Source organism: Geodermatophilus obscurus, from assembly GCF_900115395.1.
In the GTDB taxonomy this organism is placed as follows: Bacteria; Actinomycetota; Actinomycetes; order Mycobacteriales; family Geodermatophilaceae; genus Geodermatophilus; species Geodermatophilus obscurus_B.
Window position 1 is genome coordinate 292,155 of the sequence record NZ_FOWE01000004.1, and the last position, 15,572, is coordinate 307,726.

At 73.4% G+C, this 15,572-nt stretch carries 13 protein-coding genes; 5 read left to right on the top strand and 8 right to left on the bottom strand.

The features are described from left to right. Nucleotides 1-557: 557 nt before the first annotated feature. Both BM165_RS10015 and BM165_RS10020 read right to left on the bottom strand, forming a co-directional pair. Complete coding sequence (locus BM165_RS10015; RefSeq protein ID WP_075013367.1) at nucleotides 558-983, bottom strand: GtrA family protein; 426 nt, start codon at nucleotides 981-983, stop codon at nucleotides 558-560. Next, nucleotides 983-2,032, bottom strand: a complete 1,050-nt coding sequence (locus BM165_RS10020) for a glycosyltransferase family 2 protein (protein WP_075013368.1) — start codon at nucleotides 2,030-2,032, stop codon at nucleotides 983-985. The genes BM165_RS10015 and BM165_RS10020 overlap by 1 nt, the downstream gene beginning before the upstream one ends. A 425-nt stretch (nucleotides 2,033-2,457) precedes the next feature. Between BM165_RS10020 and BM165_RS10025 the strand changes: the two genes are divergently transcribed. Further along, nucleotides 2,458-3,969 (top strand): DUF6056 family protein, encoded by a 1,512-nt coding sequence (locus BM165_RS10025; RefSeq protein ID WP_075013369.1) that lies wholly within the window; start codon nucleotides 2,458-2,460, stop codon nucleotides 3,967-3,969. A gap of 275 nt (nucleotides 3,970-4,244) precedes the next feature. After that, nucleotides 4,245-5,777: a glycosyltransferase family 2 protein gene (locus BM165_RS10030; RefSeq protein WP_075013370.1), complete on the top strand. Its 1,533-nt coding sequence runs from the start codon at nucleotides 4,245-4,247 to the stop codon at nucleotides 5,775-5,777. 61 nt (nucleotides 5,778-5,838) lie between these two features. On the opposite strand, the gene BM165_RS10035 is transcribed toward BM165_RS10030, so the two are convergent. After that, entirely contained in the window at nucleotides 5,839-7,086 is a 1,248-nt protein-coding gene (locus BM165_RS10035) for an acyltransferase family protein (RefSeq protein ID WP_075013371.1), read from the bottom strand. Nucleotides 7,087-7,263: 177 nt separating this feature from the next. Between BM165_RS10035 and BM165_RS10040 the strand changes: the two genes are divergently transcribed. Then, nucleotides 7,264-8,586 (top strand): fibronectin type III domain-containing protein, encoded by a 1,323-nt coding sequence (locus BM165_RS10040; protein ID WP_075013372.1) that lies wholly within the window; start codon nucleotides 7,264-7,266, stop codon nucleotides 8,584-8,586. A 200-nt stretch (nucleotides 8,587-8,786) separates the two neighbouring features. After that, complete coding sequence (locus tag BM165_RS10045; RefSeq protein WP_208976703.1) at nucleotides 8,787-9,851, top strand: endonuclease/exonuclease/phosphatase family protein; 1,065 nt, start codon at nucleotides 8,787-8,789, stop codon at nucleotides 9,849-9,851. A gap of 4 nt (nucleotides 9,852-9,855) precedes the next feature. Here the strand turns inward: BM165_RS10045 and BM165_RS10050 are convergent, their stop codons facing one another. From BM165_RS10050 to BM165_RS10065, 4 genes are all read right to left on the bottom strand, one after another. After that, on the bottom strand, nucleotides 9,856-10,668 hold the full coding sequence (locus tag BM165_RS10050; RefSeq protein ID WP_075013373.1) for a CDP-alcohol phosphatidyltransferase family protein: 813 nt from the start codon (nucleotides 10,666-10,668) through the stop codon (nucleotides 9,856-9,858). Further along, on the bottom strand, nucleotides 10,665-11,903 hold the full coding sequence (locus BM165_RS10055; RefSeq protein WP_075013374.1) for a CDP-glycerol glycerophosphotransferase family protein: 1,239 nt from the start codon (nucleotides 11,901-11,903) through the stop codon (nucleotides 10,665-10,667). Before BM165_RS10055 ends, BM165_RS10050 begins: the two co-directional genes overlap by 4 nt. A 91-nt stretch (nucleotides 11,904-11,994) precedes the next feature. Continuing rightward, nucleotides 11,995-12,870: a glycosyltransferase family 2 protein gene (locus tag BM165_RS10060; RefSeq protein ID WP_075013375.1), complete on the bottom strand. Its 876-nt coding sequence runs from the start codon at nucleotides 12,868-12,870 to the stop codon at nucleotides 11,995-11,997. A gap of 14 nt (nucleotides 12,871-12,884) precedes the next feature. After that, on the bottom strand, nucleotides 12,885-14,381 hold the full coding sequence (locus BM165_RS10065; RefSeq protein WP_208976704.1) for a bifunctional cytidylyltransferase/SDR family oxidoreductase: 1,497 nt from the start codon (nucleotides 14,379-14,381) through the stop codon (nucleotides 12,885-12,887). A gap of 255 nt (nucleotides 14,382-14,636) precedes the next feature. Here BM165_RS10065 and BM165_RS10070 point away from each other — a divergent pair, with 255 nt between their 5' ends. Further along, the gene (locus tag BM165_RS10070) at nucleotides 14,637-14,819 is read left to right on the top strand and encodes a hypothetical protein (RefSeq protein WP_143108106.1); all 183 of its coding nucleotides are present in this window, start codon (nucleotides 14,637-14,639) and stop codon (nucleotides 14,817-14,819) included. Between the two features lie 12 nt (nucleotides 14,820-14,831). On the opposite strand, the gene BM165_RS10075 is transcribed toward BM165_RS10070, so the two are convergent. Then, nucleotides 14,832-15,566, bottom strand: coding sequence for a PIG-L deacetylase family protein (locus tag BM165_RS10075; RefSeq protein WP_075013377.1), 735 nt, complete (start codon nucleotides 15,564-15,566; stop codon nucleotides 14,832-14,834). Between the last annotated feature and the right edge of the window lie 6 nt (nucleotides 15,567-15,572).

Genomic DNA, 15,572 nt, shown 5'->3' on the forward strand with positions numbered 1-15,572 from the left:
TGGACTGCGTGATGACGGGGTGTTGGTGCTCCTGCCGGTGGAGGTGGCAGAGCGCTGACAGGGGGTGTCGCTCCTGCAGCGTCTCCGCCTCCCGCGCATGGCGGGCCATGGACAGCTCGACTCGGCACCGATCGCGATCGGCGCGCCTGCGCCCCTGCTGGACGAGCGCCGACCTGTATCCGCCGCCAGGCGGTACAGGCTCGACGACGGTTGAGGATTCGGGCGCGCCACCTCTCCGGGATGCTCCGCGCGCGGCGAGCGCGGGGTGGCTTGAGGCTGCGGTCTCGCAGGATGGGCGTCGAGTCGGGCGGTTGCTCATCGCCGAGCCGGAGCGTCCCGACACAGCGTCGCCGTGGCGTGGCCGCGGGCGCGGAGGAGCTCGCTCTCTCACCCGGACGACGCCGGTGACGGGTCCGCCCCGGCCTGCTCCGGGTGGAGCAGCGTCGGACGTCGCGTGCGGCGACCGTGCTGCCGCACCCATCATGAAGACCGTGGCGGGAGTCGCGAGGTTCCACGCCGTGGCCACGGCACGTGCACCGGACCCAGCCGAGACCCGCTCAGGAGGCGGATGCGGCGGACCGGAGCGTCGGTGCTCCGTTGCTCCCGGACCGCGCTCGCTGATCTCCGTCAGACATCACCGTGGCGGTCACGAGGTAGGTGATCGGGATGGCGAGGACAGCGACCGGAAGGGGGGCGATTCGCTCGTCCAGCCCGAGGACGTCGACCGCAACGGGGAGCCCGGCCGTGGTGACCACGACGTTCGCCAGGTTCGACAGAGGGAACAGGAGGAACGTGCGCCACGAGGGCGCCCTGTTGAACGTGACGTAGCAGTTGAGGAAGTACGAGCACACCATCGCGATGGCGGTGGCCAGCACGTGTGCCAGGACGTATGGGATCGCGGCGTGGAGGGCCAGATAGCACCCGTAGTAGATGCCGGTGTTGAGAACTCCTACAGCGGCGAAGCGGAGCAGGCGCCCCAGCATCAGTGGGTGAGCTCGAGGTCCGCGGCCTCGCGCTCGGTGTCCGTGCGGAGGGTCGGGCTCAGCTGGGCGAACTGCTCGTAGCGGGCGCCCAGTGGCACGGTGACGGGCGTAGCGGCCCCTTCACTGCTCTCCTTGAGGAGGAAGTGCGGCCGGCCCTTCGATTCGACGTAGATGCGCCCCAGGTACTCCCCGGTGACGCCCAGCAGGATCATCTGCAGACCGCCGAATCCCACTACCGCGCAGATGGTCGTCACGTATCCGGGCACGGCGTTGCCCTGGACGAGGGCGTCCGTGACCACCCAGGCCGCGTAGAGGAAAGCGACGAAAGCGGCCAGTGCGCCGACGTGGATGGCGAGTCGAAGAGGCTTGCTGTTGAACGAGACGACCGAGTCGATGCCGTAGTCCACCAGATCGCGGAGCCGCCACTTGCTCTCGCCGGCCTCGCGCGCCACGTTGTCGTAGTCGACGGTCGTGGTGTTGAAGCCGATCCAGGAGAACAGTCCCTTGGAGAAGCGGTTGCACTCGCCCAGTGCAAGCACGGCCCGGACCGCGGTCCTGCTCAGGACCCTGAAGTCGCCGACGCCGTCCTCGAGGCGGACGTCGATCAGCCGGTTGATCACCAGGTAGTAGGCGCGTGAGACGAGGGTCCGGAACAGGGCGTCACCGGTCCGGTTGCGCCGGGCCACCACCTGGTCGTAGCCCTTGTCCAGGAAGGTGAGCATCTCCGCGATGAGCTGCGGGGGGTGTTGGAGGTCAGCGTCCATGATGACCACCGCCTCGCCCCGCGTCTGACTCAGCCCAGCCAGCATCGCCGACTCCTTGCCGAAGTTCCGGCTCAGTGCCAGGTACCGGAAGCGGGGATCGCTGACAGCCGTCCTCCGCAGGATCGCCAAGGTGTCATCCCGGCTTCCGTCGTCGACGAGGATCACCTCGAAGTCGTCGGTGATCGCAGGCAAGTGGTCCTTCAGCGCCTCGACGAGTCCGTCGAGAACGGCCTCCTCGTTATAGCAAGGCACGACGACTGAGAGCTTCACGGCATCCGTTTCCATGACAGGGACACTCGATCCGGGCTGGCAGTTCGAGGCTAGTCGAGGGGATGCCGACGAGATGCCATTTGCGCGGACGCAACTGATCGTCCGACCTCCTCCGCATCACTCGTCACGGTCGCCGCATTGGTCACTGGACTGTCGTCCCGGCTTCAGCCTCATCTCTCGAGTGCAGAGTCAAGCGCATCTGCCCGTTGGAGGAAGACGTGACCGTCCTGAGCTGTACACGTCCGCCCCATGTGTCGGATCACCTGCACCAGGGGCACCAGCGGCATCAGTCAGCCCATTGTCCTCACCCAGCTCGGTGTCTCGCGCGCGTGTCGCTTATCTTTGATTCGGCGTCGAGTTCCATCCACATTCTGTGGACGAACCGTCGCGCCGCCGTCTAGCGAGGTCCCACGGTCCTCGGTCGTCTGGAGGACCTGCGCGTGAACTCGACCCTATTGTCCCCCGAGCAGTTGCGGAGCCGTGTCATCACGCTCGGATGGGAGAGGGTGTTCCTAGTCGCCTTGTTCCTGGCTTTCTCCGGGTTGGCCCTGCTGTTTCCCTTCAGCGGTGACGACTGGGCGTGGGGTTCCCGCATCGGACAGGAGCGCCTATCGACCTTCTTCGACAACTACAACGGCAGGTACGCGGGCAATCTCGCTGTGCTCGTTCTGACCCGGTCGGGCTTTCTCGCGGCACTCGTCGTGGCCGCCACCGTCACGGCTATCGTCTTCCTCGTCGTCGACCTGGCCGAGAGCAGGACGCCACTGGGGTACGCGCTGGCGACCCTCCTGTTCATCGGCATGCCCGTGGCCGTCTGGCGGCAGGCGGTCGTGTGGACGTCGGGCTTCGCGAACTACGCACTGGCCGCGCTGTGCGTGCTTGTCTTCGTCCGAGTCGTCAAGGCGGACTGGCGACACGGGTCCCGGCGCCGTCTGGGCCTCGTCGAGGGTGTCGGGACGGTGATGCTCGGTGTGGTCTCAGCCCTGTTCATGGAGCACGTCACCCTGTACTTGGTGGTGGCTAGCCTGGCCTACACGACGTGCCACCGAGTCGTACGCGGTCACTTCTCCGCCCGTGCGACCTGCTGGTCCGTGGCGTTGGCCGCGGGTGCCGTCCTGATGTTCCAGAACGAGGCTTACCGGGCTGCGGCCGGCGGGGAGAACGGCTACCAGCAGATCGACTCCAGCCTTGGCCTCGGTGCGGTGCTGCGGCTCGTGGCGAAGGCCGGCGACGTAGTCAGCCATCAGTTGGTGGTCCAGAACGTCCTGCTCAACGTGGCCGTCGTCGTGTTGGTCGGTGCTCTGCTCCTCGCGGCTGGTCCTCGAGTCAGCCACCGCGCGGCGGTTACTGTCGGCGGTCTCGCCGTGGTCTTCCTGACCTTGACGCTCGTGCTCCGGAACTCCGACACCGTTCCCTCGCTGCCCTTGTCCCTGAGGATGCTGGCGGGTGTCGCTGCGTTCCTCCTCCTCGGGCTGCTGGTGGTCGTGACCAGACTCCTCGTCTCCAGCGTGTGGCGCCGGCAGCAGGTGTACACGGCCTGCGGTTCAGTCGTCCTGCTCGCTGGGCCACTGACCATCGTCGAGCCCGTGGGGCCTCGGTGCTTCTTCCCGACGTACGTGCTGCTCATGGTCGTCGTCATGGTCCTGCTCAAGGAGGTGACCGAGACGGCAGGGGAGGGGGCCAGTCGATACGGCACCCCTGTGGTGGCGGCCGTGGCGCTGGCCACCCTCGCTGCCCACGTCGTCGTCTATGCGGTGATCCAGGTCGCGTCGGTCGAACGTCTCGACCACATCCGTGCCGAGGTCGAGGCGGGCGCCACGGAGGTCGACATAGAGCCGCTGCCCTTCCGCGGTCAGGTGCACCACCCGGACCCCGCGTGGGACGTCGTCAACACTCGCTTCAAGTTGTTCCACGGCCTGCCCGAGGACCTGGAACTCCGCGTCAGCGACTGAGCCAGGCCCGGGCGCCTGCGTGGGCGAGTCCCCGCGGATCGCCCGGGACGTCCGACGGTGCCTGTTGTCCGGGGGACGCCAGCGCGAGGCTGAACACGGCGAGTGCCTGGCGGTTGCCCCGGCAGGGCCGAGGCAGCCGGCCGACGCATCGGCAGAGCAGAGCTGTGCGATGCACTGTGCCCCATCCCAGCCGCGGCTGAGGATGGTGCAGCGCCCTGGCCGTCGGACGTCCTCTCCTCCGTGCACCCCGACCCGGCTCCATTGGAGGCCTCCCCATGCGTTCGCTGATCACCCGCCTGGGCCGTCCGCGCTCAGCCCGCCCGGTGCCGTCCCTGCCGCCGCCCGTCCCCGAGGGCGGCCTGCGGATCGGCGTGTGCGCGATCGCGCGCAACGAGCGGGACTACCTGCTGGAGTGGGTGGCCTGGCACCGCCTGGCGGGCTTCGCCGGCATCCACGTCTACGACAACGTCTCCGACGACGGCACCTCCGAGGTGCTCGCCGCCCTCGACGCCGCGGGCGTCGTCCACCGGACGCACTGGCCCCGCCGGGAGGGCGTCCCGCCGCAGCGGCACGCCTACCAGCACTTCCTCGAGAACCATGCCGGGCGGTACGACTGGGTGCTCGTCTGCGACCTCGACGAGTTCGTGGTGCCGCGTACCGGCACGGTGGAGGAGTTCATCCGGCGCGGCCTCGAGCGCGACCCCTCGATCACCGCCTTCGCCCTGCCGTGGCTGGTGTTCGGCTCCGGCGGTCAGGAGGAGCAGCGCGCCGGCCTCGTCGTCGAGCGGTTCACCAACTGCGCGGAGAAGCCCGGCCCGAGCGTGAAGACCGTCGTCCGCAGCGACGCGGTGCTGGCGATGCGGACCCACGTCGCCGACCTCATGTGGGGCCGCTACGCCGACAACCGCTACGAGAGCCCGCGCTGGTCCGACCGCATGCCGATCGACGTCGTCGACGCCGTCGACGGCGAGGTGCTGGTGCACCACTACTTCACCAAGTCCCGCGCCGAGTGGACGCGCCGCCGGCAGCTGCCCAAGGCCGACCGCGCCGCCGTCGCCCACCGGGACCTGGCGATGTTCGAGAAGTACGTGCAGCTGCCGCGGCAGGAGGACCGGGCCGCACGGATGGCCGACGCCGTCCGGCAGGAGGTCCGCCGGCTGGAGCAGGTGCTCGACGCCTCCCCGGCCCGCGAGCTCGTGCCCGTCGTCCACTCGGTCTCGCGCGACGGCGTCATCGGCACCGTCGAGGGCCTGCGGCCGGGGCAGGACTGCCGGGTCCGCGTCGTCATCGGCGACGTCGTCGAGCGGGTGGTCACCTGCGACCGGCTCGTCGACGGCCGCCCGGCGTTCCTCGCCGCCACCAAGTGGCAGGAGGTGCCGCCCACCGAGGTGCGGGTGAGCGTGGTCGGTTCCCTGCGGTCGGTGACGGCTCCCAACGACTCGCGCCGCAAGAGGCGGGACGTCCTCGCGACCGTGCGCCGGGTCATGCCTGCCGCGGAGGAGAAGATCTTCACGCTGTCGCTGGAGCTCGCGCGCACCGAGCAGGGCATGCGACAGCTGGCGGCCCTGGGCCCGGCGACCTTCGACAAGTACCCCTGGTACGGGTCGCTCCTCGAGGGGCTGACGGCGCTGCACCACGGGGACCCGGCCGGGCGGGAGGTCGTCCTGGCGGCCGCGCGCACCCACCCCCGCGGCTGCCGGCAGATGGCCGAGAAGCTGGCCGAGAAGGAGGTCGGCTACGCGCTGGACCTGCTCCGCGACGCCGGCCTGTCGACGACCACCCTGGCCGCCGCCGCCGCGTCGGTCTGAGCCGGGAGCGCCCGCGGCCGGCGTCCCCCGGGAGGGACGCAGGCCGCGGTGCGTCCGGGGGTCAGCGGCGGGAGAGCGCGGCGTGCCGGCCCGCCGGCGCGAAGGACTGCGGGGGCATCCGCGTCGTCTCGTCGTCGGGGAGGTCCGCCGCCACGTTCCGGCCGCGGACGGCGGCGGGCGCGGCCGCGGCGGCCGCCGGCGCGACGGACGGGGCCCCGGCCGGGTGCCGGCGGGCCGGCTCCTCCAGCGTCCGCTGCACGCTGCGGCGCAGCCGCGCCGAGAACGGGCGCTCGACGTACCGGTGGACCAGCCAGGCCAGCGCGAGTCCCACACCCACCGCGAGGGCCAGCACCAGGTGCCCGGGCAGCCGCGGGCTGAGCAGCTCGATCACGTACCGGCCCCAGAACTCGTGCACCAGGTACAGGGGGTAGGTGAGGGCCCCGAGCACGGTCAGCCAGCCCCAGGAGACCGCGCGCAGCCGGGTCATCGACGCGGCGGCCACGACGGCGAAGCAGCCCAGCGTCACCACCCACACGACGACGGAGCTGTGCTCGACGGCCGTGATGTCGTCGATGCGTCCGCGGGCGCCGTGGTCGGCGGCGTTGGCGGCGAAGACGGCGTTCCCCGCGACGACGAGCCAGGCCAGCAGCGAGTGGCCCTCGCGGGTGATGAAGAAGAGCATCATGCCGCCGGCGAACAGCGGGGCGTGGGTGGGCATGAGCACGGCCTCCAGCAGCGGCGAGCCGGTGCTGCCGGCCACGGCGGCGGCCACCGGCCACAGCGCGCAGAACGCCAGGAGCCGGCCCCGGGTGATCCCGACGACCATGAGCAGGCCGACCAGCACGTAGAACCGCAGCTCGATCCAGAGCGTCCAGTAGACGCCCTCGAGCCGGTGCACACCCCACGCCTCGTGCGCCATGGTCAGGTTGACCAGCACCTCGCCCACGTCGGTAGGACGGCCCTCCGGCCACAGCACCAGCAGCAGGAACGCACTCAGCAGCGCGCCGGCCCAGTAGGCGGGGAACAGCCGCCCGATCCGCGAGGCGGTGTAGGAGGCCACCGAGCGGTCCCAGGCCGTCATGAGGATGACGAACCCGCTGATCACGAAGAAGAACTCGACCCCGAGCGTCCCGTACGCCGCGTACTGCGACAGCGTGGGGAAGACCCGGTCGGGCGTCGTCCCCCACACCTCGCTCTCGCGCGCCGTGAAGTGGAAGCCGACGACGGACATCGCGGCGACGAAACGCAGGCCGTCCAGCACCCGGAAGCGCGGCGGCGGCTCGACAGCCGGAGAGCTGAGGGTGACCACTCCGTCACGCTAAAGGCGGGGTCCGGGGGAGGGAGGTACCTCGCACCCGGCCGGGGGCGCACCCGACGCCTCCGCCACACGCGTCACGCGCGCCCCGCGACACGGACGGGTGAGCTGGCCTCAACGTCGCCCCTCATCTGCCGATCACCTCGGGGACCGGACCCTGGGAGGGCGCACGTGATCGGCAACCGGCTCCGTCGACGGCCCCTGGGCGCGGCCCTGCTCACCGCGGTCCTGACCACCGCGCTCGCGGCCGGCACGGCGACCGCGACACCCGCCGCGGCGGCCCCGGTCACCGCGGCCGCCTGGAGCGGCACGTCGGCGCACCCGTTCAGCGACCCGGTCTGGTTCCCGCTGCGCGACCCGGCCCGCGTCTCCTGCACGTTCTCCAACCCGGGCACGCCGGCGTACCCGGCGGGCTGCAACGGCTACCACGGCTACTGGGCGATGGACCTGCTCGGCGAGAAGGGCGACCCCGTCCACGCCGCCGGCGCCGGCGTCTTCCACGTCGGCGCGCGCGACACCGGCTGCCGCACGTCGGGCAGCGAGACCAGCGGCACGTGGGCGTGGGTCGACCACGGCGGCGGCCTGGTCACCAAGTACAACCACCTCGACACGATCACCGCGGGCCTCGACGACGGCGAGCTGGTCACCCCGGCCACGCGGATCGGGACCATGGGCAGCACCGGCGACGTCGCCCCGTGCAGGACGAACTACCTGCACTTCGAGGTGCGCACCGGCGGCATCACCGGACCGCGGATCGACCCGCGCACGCTGTACGCCTGCGAGGGCTCGACCCGGCGCAGCTACCCCGGGCACTGGGGCTACCGCTCGTGGAACGACCTGCCCAAGGCCCAGCAGTGGACGCCGACCCTGACGAATGCCTGCCTCCCGGCCGCGGCCGCCACGCCGTCGGCGCCCCAGCGGCCCACCGCCACCCGCGGGGACCGGACGGTGCGGCTGTCCTGGGCGCGCCCGGCGACCTCGCCGTCGACGATCGACCGCTACACGATCGCGACCGAGATCTGGGGGCCCAGCGTGGGCGCCTGGCACTCGACGAGCTACCGGACGGTGCCGGCCTCGCAGCTGTCGACCACCTTCACCGGCCTGGACAACGGCCGCACCTACCGCTTCCGCGTCGTGGCCCACAACGCGGCCGGCCACAGTGCCTGGACCGGCTGGGTGAAGGGCATCCCGGCCACCGCCCCGCTCGCCCCGCGCACCGACCGCAACCTCACCGCGGGGAGCACCTACGTCCGGTTCGGCTGGTACGGCAGCGTCCCGCAGGGCGCGCCGGTCACCTCGTACGAGGCGCGGATCCAGTACTGGGACGGGTCGCGGTGGACCGCGTGGACCTCCGTCCGGGTGCCGGCCGCCGAGCTGACGTACCGCTGGGACGGCCTGCGCCGGGGCACCGTCCACCAGGTGACGGTGCGGGCCCACAGTGCGGCCGGCAGCAGCCCGTGGGGCACCACCCGCAAGCTCACCACCCTCCCGTGACGCGCGAGCGGTCCCGCGACGCGACCGCCTGACCGCACACCCTGACGGGCGGCTCCCGTCGTCGGCGGGACGGCGGGCGGCGATGATGACCGGGTGTCCGCCCGACCTCCGAGCGCACCCGGGACCCCGGGCGGTCCGTCCTGAGCCAGGGCCGGGCCGGAGGGCGCGGGCGGTGGTCACTGCCGCTCGCCCTGCCGGTCGTGCTGGCCGTGGGAGCGGCGCTCGTGCTCGGCGGCGCGGAGCCGACCTCCGGGACGGCCCCCGCGGCGCTGACCGGTGCCCCGCGGACGAGCCCGCAGGCCGCAGCCGAGCCCGGGCCGGCGTCGGAACCGAAGGCGGAGCCCGAGCCGACCGCGACGGTCACGGCCTGGCACTGGAACGTCGCGGGCAACACCCTGCACGGCGGCTCGGTCACCGACGGGCTGGTCGACGCCGTCGTCGCCTCGGTCCTCGCCACCGGCGCAGACCTCGTCTCGCTCAACGAGGTCTGCGAGCAGCAGTACGCGGCCGTCGGCGCCCGGCTGCGGGAGCTCGGGTGGCCGGCCGACCCGGCCGCGTCCTCGGCCTTCCGGGCCACGCTGGCCGGCCCCGACGTGTGCGCCGGCCGGCCGGCCGGTCTCGCGGTGTTCAGCGCCCACCCGGTCGGCGCGGTCGAGGCGGTCACGCTGCCCCACGACGGCTCGCGGGAGCAGCGGGCCCTGCTGTGCGTGTCCGCGCGCGACCCGGCGGGGCTGCGTTTCTGCACCACGCACGTGACCACGAGCGGGGGCGCGTCGCCGGTGGACGGCCGGCCGCACAACGAGGCGCAGCTCGCGGCCGTGCTCGCCTCCGTGGAGGCCGGCCACGCCGCGGGCGACACCGTGGTCGTCGCCGGGGACCTCAACGCCCAGCCGCACTACCGCCGGCTCGACGGCTGGTACGCGCCCGGGACGGCGGGCTCGGGAGGCGGGCGCGGCAGCTACCGGGAGCTCGACGACACCGATCCGGGGTGCCCGGGCACCGGCGAGTGGACCGCCACCGGCCCGGCCGGCGCCCCGCCCCCGTGCGGCGGCGGCGCGCCGTGCACGCCGGCGGACACCCGTGGCTGCGCCAAGATCGACCACCTGTTCGTCCGGCAGGACCGCATCACCGGCGCCTACACCGCCGACGCCCTCGACACCCCGCTGACCTGCACCTCCGTGGCCGGCCGGCCGGACCTGCCCGCCGGCGCGTGCTCCGACCACCGTCCGCTCGTCGGCACCGTCACCGTGCAGGTGCGCCGCTGAGCGGTCAGCCCGCGCGCAGGCGCGAGGACGACACGATCGCCACGAAGTGCCCCGCCACGGCCAGCAGCGACGCCGGGATCAGCGCGACCAGCAGCACGTGCGTGCCGGTCAGACCCCCGGCGACGAGGTCGACCACCGCGAAGACGAGCACGATCAGGCTCAGCTCGATCGAGTGGTACAGCCGGTGGAACGGCACGAAGCGGGCCAGCCGCCGCAGCCGGGCCAGGCCCTGGGCCCGCGGCGCCGTCGTCACCTCGTCGTCGGCCACGCGGGGCAGGCCGGCGGCCGCCCGCGCGACGTGCACCATGTCGTTGAGGGCCTTGTTGAGCACGATCACCAGGGCCAGCAGCGCGCCGAGGCAGGCCCAGCCGAACCCGTCGCCGTCGAGCAGCGCGCCCGGGCCCCCCGCCGCGCGCACGCCCAGCCCGAGCGGGATCAGCGACTCGGCGGTGTAGTGGCCGAACCGGTCGAGGAAGACCCCCATCGGGCTGGAGGTGGCGCGCCAGCGGGCGACCTCGCCGTCGCTGGCGTCGAAGAGCATCTGCAGCTGCGCGCACAGCACCGACAGCAGCGGCCCGGCGATGCCGGGGACCAGCAGGGCCAGGCCCGCGCCCCAGCCGAACAGGATCATCAGCCAGGTGACGTTGTTCGCCGACAGCCCGGCCCGCACCAGCACGCGGGTGAGGTAGGGCGAGACCTGCCGCATGTAGAGGTCGCCGGTCCAGTGCTCGGCGGTGCGGCGGCCGCGGATCGCCGGCGGCTGGGTGACCTCGCGCAGCTGGGCGATCGTGGGCCGGGCGGGACGCTCGGCGGTCACCGGAGGGCCCGCGCCGGCGCGGCCTGCAGCGCGTCGCGCTCCCGGATGACCGCGTCGACCGCGCCGAGGAACCGCTCGAGCGCCGCCTCCGGGTCCGCGCCGCCCAGGTAGTGCTCCACCAGCTCCGCCCGGCGCGCCCGCTCCGGGTCGTCGGCCAGGCAGCGGCGCACCAGGTCGCCGGCGCCGGCGGCGTCCTCGGCGGCCAGCCGGGGGAGGGCATCGAGCAGCGGCGAGGGCCCGACGACGGCGCCCGGCTCGGCCGGGACGGTGACCACGACGGGCCGGCCGGTCGGCAGCCACTCGACGGCCAGCGAGGACACGTCGGTGACGAGCACGTCGGCGTCGGCGAAGGCCTCCGGGACGGACCGCCCGGGGTCGACGACGCTGCCGGTCGCGGCCACGCCCTCCTCGGCGAACAGGGCCCGCAGCGCGGTGTCGGCCGCCCGCACGTCGGCCCGGTTGGCGCCGGTGCGCGGGTGGGGCCGGTAGACGACGCGGTACCCCGCGGCCAGCAGCGAGCGCACCAGTGCGACGCCGTGGCTGCGCACCGAGCTGTAGGACATCGACTGCTGCGCGCCCTCCCAGGTGGGCGCGTACAGGACGGTGACCGGGGCGCCCGCGGGGCGCTCCCGGGCCGGCAGGCGCTCGAGTCCCGGCCGCCCGACGTGCACCAGTCGGTCGGCGTCGAACCACATGAGGGTGTCCAGGACCCGGTCGGCGCCCGCCTGCCCGGCCACGAACACCCGGTCGTAGGCCTTGAGCTGGTTGGAGGCGGAGACGGCCTTGTCGCTGTCGCCGTGCCCGAGGTGGACGTGGGCCAGCTCCGGCCACCGCAGGAAGGCGAAGTTGCGGGGGTGGTGGCTGACGTAGAGGGCCACGGCCACGCGGCTGCGCCGGATCAGCCCCTCCATCGTCGCGGTCCAGGCCACGCAGAGCACCGGCAGCGCGGTCACCTGCCGCAGCCGCGCCGTCGTCCGGCTGTCCTGGGTCAGGACGACGACGCCGTGCCGCTCGTGCAGCGCGGTGAGCGGGCCCAGCCACTGCTCGAGCTGGTAGGCGTTGCGCAGCGGCTCGGGGAAGAAGACGACGACCCGCTGGTCGAGGACGACGTCACCGAGCCGGGCGTCCTCCCCGAGGGCGTCGGGCTCGCCGCCGGGCTGCAGGCCCAGGCGCCGGACGAGGCGGCCGGCCGACGAGCGCAGCCGGGCGGGGGTGAGGGGGAAGAGGGCAGGCACGCGGGAGCTCCTGGAGTTCGTTCGCCCGCACGCTACCTGCCGGTCACCTGGCCGGGGCCCGGCGCCGGGACCCGTGCGGCGGGTGTGACGCTCAGATGACCGGCGGGCGCCCGTGACGGGCCATGCGGACCACGGTGCCCCACCGCAGCGGCCGCCGCCCGCCGCCGGCGGGGCTGCGCCAGCCCTCCCACCAGCCGGCGAACCAGGGCCGTAGGGTGGCCGGTGCGCGGACCGAGCGCACCACCTGCAGCACGGTCCAGGACGCGACGTAGGGCACCCCGAGCACCCAGGGCAGGTTCCGGCGGGCCAGCCAGACCCGGTTGCGGGCGTTGAGCCGCAGGTACTGGGCGTGCCGGGTCTGTGACGTCCGGGGGTGGGAGACGGCGACGTCCCCGGCATACCAGACCGTGGAACCGGCGTCCCAGACCCGCCAGGCCAGCTCGATGCCCTCGTGGGCGTAGAAGAACGGTGCCGGCCACCCGCCGGTGGCGTCGAAGACGCTGCGCCGCACGACGACCGCGCCCTCCCACACCGAGAACGCGGGGCTCGGCTGGCGGGGGTCGCCGACCCGCAGGCGCGGCGTCCAGCGCCGCGGCGCCGGCCCGCCGTCGTCGGCGTCGACCCGCGGCTGCACCAGCCCGAGGCCCGGGTCGGCGGCGAACCGCGCGGCGACGCCGGCCAGCCAGCCGGTGCCGGTGAGCGCGGCGTCGTCGTCGAGGAACAGCAGCAGGTCGCCGGAGACGTGCGGGACGCCGGCGTTGCGGCCCGCCGGGATGCCCAGGTTCTCGGGCAGCGCCAGCGCGCGGACCTCCTCGGGCAGGCCGGTGGGCGTCCACCCGTTGCCGACGACGAGGACGTCGGTCCGCACGCCCTCCTGCACCCGCACCGACTCCAGCGCGGCGGCGAGGGTCTCCGGCCGCCGTCCCTGCGTGAGGACGACGACGCCGACGTGAGGATCCGGTCGCACGGGTACCCGCCGGATCAGCGCGCGCGGACGGCCAGCGGGTCCACCCCCGCGGGCAGCACGTCACCGGGCTCCTCCTCGTGGAGGACCTCCGCGGCGACCGAGGCGGACAGGTGGCTGGAGAGCTTGTCCTCGCGGCGGACGTCGACGATGTGCCCGGTCCAGGACGAGACGAGCACGTCGAGCGAGGTCTCGGCGACGGCCCCGGAGGTCAGCAGCGTGCCCTCGGGCTCCTCCCCGAACGCCTGGGTCCGCATCGGGGTGGCGGTCCGCTCGGGGTTGACGCAGTTGACGCGCACCCCGTCGGCGGTCCACTCGTCGGCCAGCGCCTGCGTCAGGTTGACGACCGCGGCCTTGGCGGAGGAGTAGAGGCTGTAGCCGCTGCGCCCCCGGGTGTAGGAGCTGGAGGTGAAGAGCAGCAGCGACCCGCGGGTCCGCTTCAGGTGCGGGTGGAACACCTGCGCGATGTGGACGGGCGCGAGGTAGTTGACCTCGGTCGCCATGTAGACGGTCTCCTCGCTGGTCTCCGCCAGCTCGCCGCGGGGGAGGATCCCGGCGGTGTTGACCACGTGGTCGATGCGGCCCGTGGCAGCCAGCACCTGCTCGCAGGCGGCCACGATGTCGGCGCGTCGCTCCACGTGCGTGCCGGTGTCCGAGCGGCTGAAGGAGAAGGCGTCGGCCCCGTGGGACTCGGCCAGGCGCACGATGTCGGCGCCGATCCCGTAGCTGCCGCCGAAGACGACGACGGTCTTGCCGGCGAGCGCGGCGCGGTACTCCGAGTCGTCGGCGGGCCGCGGGGCGTCGTGGCTGTCGAGCTGGAAGAGCTTGTCGGCGAGGTAGACGTCGATCGGCTCGGTGACCTTCATGTTCCGGTCCTCGCCGCGCACGACGGCGATCGGGACCTCGGGGGCGTAGCGCAGGACGACGGTGCAGTCGTCGGTGGCCTCGAACGCGGGGTCCCGGGCCGCCCGCTCGTAGGCCCGCCGGATCACCGAGAGACGGAAGCACTGCGGGGTCTGACCGCGGCGGAGGAGGTGGCGCTGCAGGACGTCGTCGATCGTGGTCCCGGTGGCCGCGTCCACCTGGATGACCGTGTCCGCCGACGGGATCGCGGTGTCGACGGCCTCGTAGGTCTCCAGGGCGTCGACGCAGTCGGCGATGACCCGCTGGCTCAGCAGCGGCCGGACGGCGTCGTGGAGGACGACGTTGCACTCCTCGTCGCCCAGGGCGTCCAGGGCGCGCTGCGTGGTGGCGTTGCGCGTGGCGGCACCCTCGAGCACGCGGGTCACCTTGGGGTAGCCGCCCGGGCGGAGGATGGCGTGGACGGCGTCGAGGTGGCCCGGCGTCATCATCACGACGATCTCGTCGATGAGCGGGGAGGCGTCGAGGAGCCCGATGGTGTGCTCGATGATCGGCTTGCCCGCGACCCGGATCAGCTGCTTGGGGATCGACAGCCCGACGCGCGTGCCCGTTCCCCCGGCCAGCACCACCGCTACGTTCCGCAATCTCGCCACTACCCGACCATAGGTGTCCACCGCCGCCGGCCCCGGCACGTCCCGCGTCGAGCGGGACGGGAGGGGAGGGATGCGATGGATGTGACGGACTCGTCCGGCCGGCGGGACCGCATGGGCGCGTGGTCGGGTCCCCTCGACGCGCCGTGGCCGGCCCATGTCGCGGTGTGACCGGCTCGCGCGGGGGTCTGGCCCCTTCGGGGTGGGCCACCCCCCGTCCCGGCGCGGACCGCGTCGGACGCGGGCATGGTGGTCTGCGTGTCCCGCGACCCCCTCGAGTCCGACGCCCGCTGCGCGGCCTGCGCCCACGAGCGCGCGGTGCACGAGCACTGCCGTCCGGGCACCGACTGCGGGCTGTGCGGGTGCGACCGGTTCCGCCACTCCGTGCGCGACGTCGTCGCCGGCCTGCTCGGGCGCCGGAGGGCCGCCGCCCGCGTCTGACCCGCGGGCCGCTCAGGCGGTGTGCACGACGTGGAAGGCCTCGGCCAGGCGCCCCTCGGGCAGGCCCAGCCGGCGCGCGGTCTGGGCCATCCAGCCGGTGAGGAAGCCCTCGAGGTCCTCCACGTGGGCGACCTGTGACACGTGGCTCTTCAGCGCGGCGAACTTCAGCTCGACCACGTCGGTGACGTCGACGGCGTGGTCGGCCCGCGGGCTGGCGCCCAACCACACCTCGCCCACCGTCCAGGCCTCCAGGCCCTCGTCGGCCAGCAGTTCCGGGAATGCGAAGGGGTTGCGGGCGTCGGGGTAGACCGCGCGCAGCGTCGACTCCCCGACGGTCATGTGGTCGGGGTGGCTGGCGCCGATCCGCTCCCAGAAGCGCTCCGGCGAGCTGGTCAGCACCCGTTGCGGCCGCACCTGCCGGATCACCCGGGAGATGTCGCGCCGCAGGTCCAGCGTCAGCTCCAGCCGGCCGTCGGGGTACCCGAGGAACCGGACGTCGGTGACGCCCACGGCGGCCGCGGCCGCCCGCTGCTCCTCCCGCCGGAGCGGGCCCATCCGGTCGCGCGGGGTGTCGTCGAAGCCGCCGGCGTCGCCGTCGGTGACGATGCAGTAGGTGACCTCGGTGCCCGCGGCGGTCCAGGTGGCGACGGTCCCCGCGCTGCCGAAGTCGACGTCGTCGGGGTGGGCGAGCACACAGAGGGCGCGCTCGACGTGCTCGGCGGGCTTCGGCGGCGGGGGCGCGGTCACCGGCGG

Bases quoted from the DNA above. Each gene is read 5' to 3' on its own strand.
- BM165_RS10030 (WP_075013370.1), top strand. From the start codon at position 4,245: ATGCGTTCGCTGATCACCCGCCTGGGCCGTCCGCGCTCAGCCCGCCCG.
- BM165_RS10015 (WP_075013367.1), bottom strand. From the start codon at position 983: ATGCTGGGGCGCCTGCTCCGCTTCGCCGCTGTAGGAGTTCTCAACACC.
- BM165_RS10020 (WP_075013368.1), bottom strand. From the start codon at position 2,032: ATGGAAACGGATGCCGTGAAGCTCTCAGTCGTCGTGCCTTGCTATAAC.